This is a genomic window from Bartonella sp. TT110JLCBS (assembly GCF_042193405.1).
Classification (GTDB): domain Bacteria; phylum Pseudomonadota; class Alphaproteobacteria; order Rhizobiales; family Rhizobiaceae; genus Bartonella.
In genome coordinates, this window is the sequence record NZ_JBHILT010000064.1 from 1 (window position 1) to 3,064 (window position 3,064).

The window sequence follows — 3,064 nt, forward strand, 5'->3', positions numbered from 1 at the left end:
ACCAGCAGATGGCGGTTACATACCCATGCCTAGTGCAATGGTTGTTTCTAATCCTTTGGAAGAAAAGCCCTTGGGTTCAATCGCCTTTAGAAGCGGTAATGGTGTTAAGATAATCGTAGGAGGCAAGCAAAAGCTTTACAGTTATGATAGTCAAACGAAGGGTTGGAAGGACATAAGTCAAAGTGGTGTGACTTATCAAGCAAATGAAGAGAATAAATGGTCGTTTGCTCTTTTTAAAAACATGGTTATTGCGGTGAATAAAAATGATAAACCGCAAGTTTTCAAGGTCCTTAGTTCTGAACGGTTTGAAGATTTAGAAGGAAATCCACCGAAAGCGGGATTGGTCAAAATTTGGGGACCTTTTGTTTGTTTGATGCAATTGACAGATAATCCCAATCGCATTCATTGGTCTGGAGAAGGCGATGAAACTCTATGGGAGACTCAATATAATGTTAGTGGTTATATGGATTTCCAAGATGGAGAATACGTTCAGGGGGCAACAGAAACAACCAATCCCCTTATTTTTCTTCGTTCTGCTATTTATGCTGGTTCTTTGACGTTAGGTTCCAAGAGCCCGTTTGCTTTTCAAAAGATCCAAGACAAGCGTGGAGCGCGCAGTGCAGCCTCTATAGCGTGTCGAGGGAGTGATGCTTTTTTTGCGAGTGATGGTGGCTTTTATCAGATCAGTGCTGATGGTCAACTTTTGCCGATAGGCTTTGAGAAGGTTGATAGAACGGTTTTTAAAACCTTTGATAAGTTTGCTCTTGATGAGATGCAAGGGGTTATAGATCCCATTGATAACCGGATTTACTGGTCCATAAAGAGAGGCAATAACGAGCAAACGACCTTTGTCTATGATTGGGGATTGCAGAAATGGTCGACGCTACAAGGGAAGCCTTTCACATTGTTTCCAGTGTTTACGACAGGTTATACTTTAGAACAGTTAGATGAGATTTCAATCAATCTTGAGGAATTGCCGGCTTCTTTAGACAGCCCTCGTTGGCAAAGTGGCGCGCCAATGCTTGGTGCTTTTGATGATAACAATCGGCTTGTTATGTTTACGGGAGCACCGATGGAGGCAACGGTTGTTTCGCAAGAAATGGGGGCACCAGATGGAAGTTTTAACTTTATCACGAAAATGTTTGCAGAGGTGGATACGACGCAAGGACTTTTAAGCATAGGGGAACGTCGGCTTCGTAATGATCAGACGCCGATCACATGGCACAAGGAGAGGGTGTGTTCTTATCTTACAGGTGCTTATCATGGTCGTTCGCGCAATCGTTATCACCGCTTTAAATTGCGTATTCCTGAAGGCGTTCATTGGAACCATATCACAGGGTTTAATGTGGATTTACGTCCTTTAGGCAGAGGATAATGGCAAAAGTTTTTTTGACCACGTCTTGGGATATGGAGCGTATAGCCCCTTATCTTGAAGAAATCATTGCATCTTTTAGAGAGTATGTAGAGCGTTTCAAACATGAAATCACGTTGCAGGAACTGATTGAAGCGATTTGCAGTGGCAAGAAACAGTTATGGCTTGTTTTGGATGACGACGAGCGCTTTTTAGCGGCATTCACGACCCAGATACAGCAGACAGTTTTAGGAAAGAAGCGCGCACTGATTTGTGAATGTAGTGGGAAGGGCGTTCTTGATCAAGTTGATAATTTGAAATTTGTAGAGGATTGGGCGCGTGAGAATGGTGCTTCTGAAATGGAGATCTTGGGTCGTTTAGGTTGGAAGCGTGCACTAACCAAGCAAGGCTATAGCATAGGTATGCTTTATTATAGGAAGGAATTGTGACATGGGGAGCAGTAGACCAGCAACGACAGAACAGAAGCAGGTGCAGACAAGCGCCCCTCCTGCTTGGATGCAGAATGTCTTTAAGCGTGGGGGTGCAGATGCGTATAACATGTATGACACAGGGATTGGGGGTAATGTGTATGGAGGACCTCGTGTTGCGCCGTTAAGTGCTCAAACCACCCAAGCCATAGGTGGTCTTGGGAGTGTCCCTCATCATTATCAAAATCGCTCTTTGATGAATACAATCTATAATCCAACGTCGGCAGCCATGAATCTTAGACATATGGCTTCTGGTGGTATGATGGGAGAAAATTCGTATTTCAAACGAGCACTTCAAGAAGCGTTAGATGACTCAGACACTCAAATTAACAGATATTTCTCAGGGATTGGTCGTTATGCAACTCCTGATCACAGAGAGGAAGTGCGGAAAGGAAGAGATTCTATATACGCTCGTGCTATGTTAGAGCAATTTAATCGTGATGCGGATCGCATGATGCAAGCCAATGCCATGATAGACCAAGCCAATCAAAATCAGTTGGGAGCATCAAATAACTTCTTGCAGGGTTATGGCAATGCCTATTCCAATGCCATACAGGGGGGAGGTGTGCTTGATAATTACAATCAGAGAGTTGTTGATGCCAATCGTGAACGTTGGCTGGAACAAGACAATAGCAGCTGGAATAGGTTGAATATGCTTATGAATGCCGGTCATGGCTTTGCAAGGAATTACGGCACGACGACGAATAATCATACAATCTCTAAGATAGAGGGCAATAATCCGTGGAAAAATGTAGGGGCTATAGGTTCTTTAGCACTTCAAGCAGCACCGATGGCTTTTGGTTACATGGCAGGTGGTCCAATGGGAGCAGCGTTGGCAGGAGGAGCATCCAAGTTGTTTTTAGATTACATGAATCAAAAGTGAGCTCTGTAGAATAATTAAAGAATAGTTTTGTAGGAGAGTGTGATGGCATTTCCAATATTATTTCCATTATCTTTTGCAGGTTTGATGGCTGCGAGAGCTGCGCCTCATGTTTTTAGGTATCTTGCTCCTAAAGCGGTTACAGGGGCGAATAGATTGGGACAATTAATAACAAAGAACCCCGTGGGGAATTTCATAACAAAGTACCCCAAAACCTCTCTATTTATGACTGGAATGTCAGGCATTGAAAGTATGATGACACCAGAGAAAGCACAAGCCCCATCCAACCCCTATTTACAGAATAGTCTGAATCCATATGGACCATTTATGCCCTATACGGCTCCT

The 3,064-nt window shown here is 43.5% G+C and carries 3 protein-coding genes and 1 pseudogene; all 4 read left to right on the forward strand.

Annotated features, from left to right (window positions below; all coding sequences use genetic code 11):
* The coding region (locus tag ACFILW_RS09255) for a hypothetical protein (protein WP_375685642.1) at positions 1-1,375 on the forward strand (1,375 nt) is incomplete at its 5' end.
* Positions 1,375-1,800, forward strand: coding sequence for a hypothetical protein (locus tag ACFILW_RS09260; protein ID WP_375632727.1), 426 nt, complete (start codon positions 1,375-1,377; stop codon positions 1,798-1,800). The genes ACFILW_RS09255 and ACFILW_RS09260, both read left to right, overlap by 1 nt.
* Before the next feature lies 1 nt (position 1,801).
* Positions 1,802-2,722, forward strand: coding sequence for a hypothetical protein (locus ACFILW_RS09265; RefSeq protein WP_375685644.1), 921 nt, complete (start codon positions 1,802-1,804; stop codon positions 2,720-2,722).
* A 42-nt stretch (positions 2,723-2,764) separates the two neighbouring features.
* Positions 2,765-3,064: pseudogene (locus ACFILW_RS09270) on the forward strand (hypothetical protein); the annotation flags it as partial.

Excerpts from the sequence above, each read along its gene's own strand:
- ACFILW_RS09260 (WP_375632727.1), top strand. The coding sequence starts at position 1,375 with ATGGCAAAAGTTTTTTTGACCACGTCTTGGGATATGGAGCGTATAGCC.
- ACFILW_RS09265 (WP_375685644.1), top strand. The coding sequence starts at position 1,802 with ATGGGGAGCAGTAGACCAGCAACGACAGAACAGAAGCAGGTGCAGACA.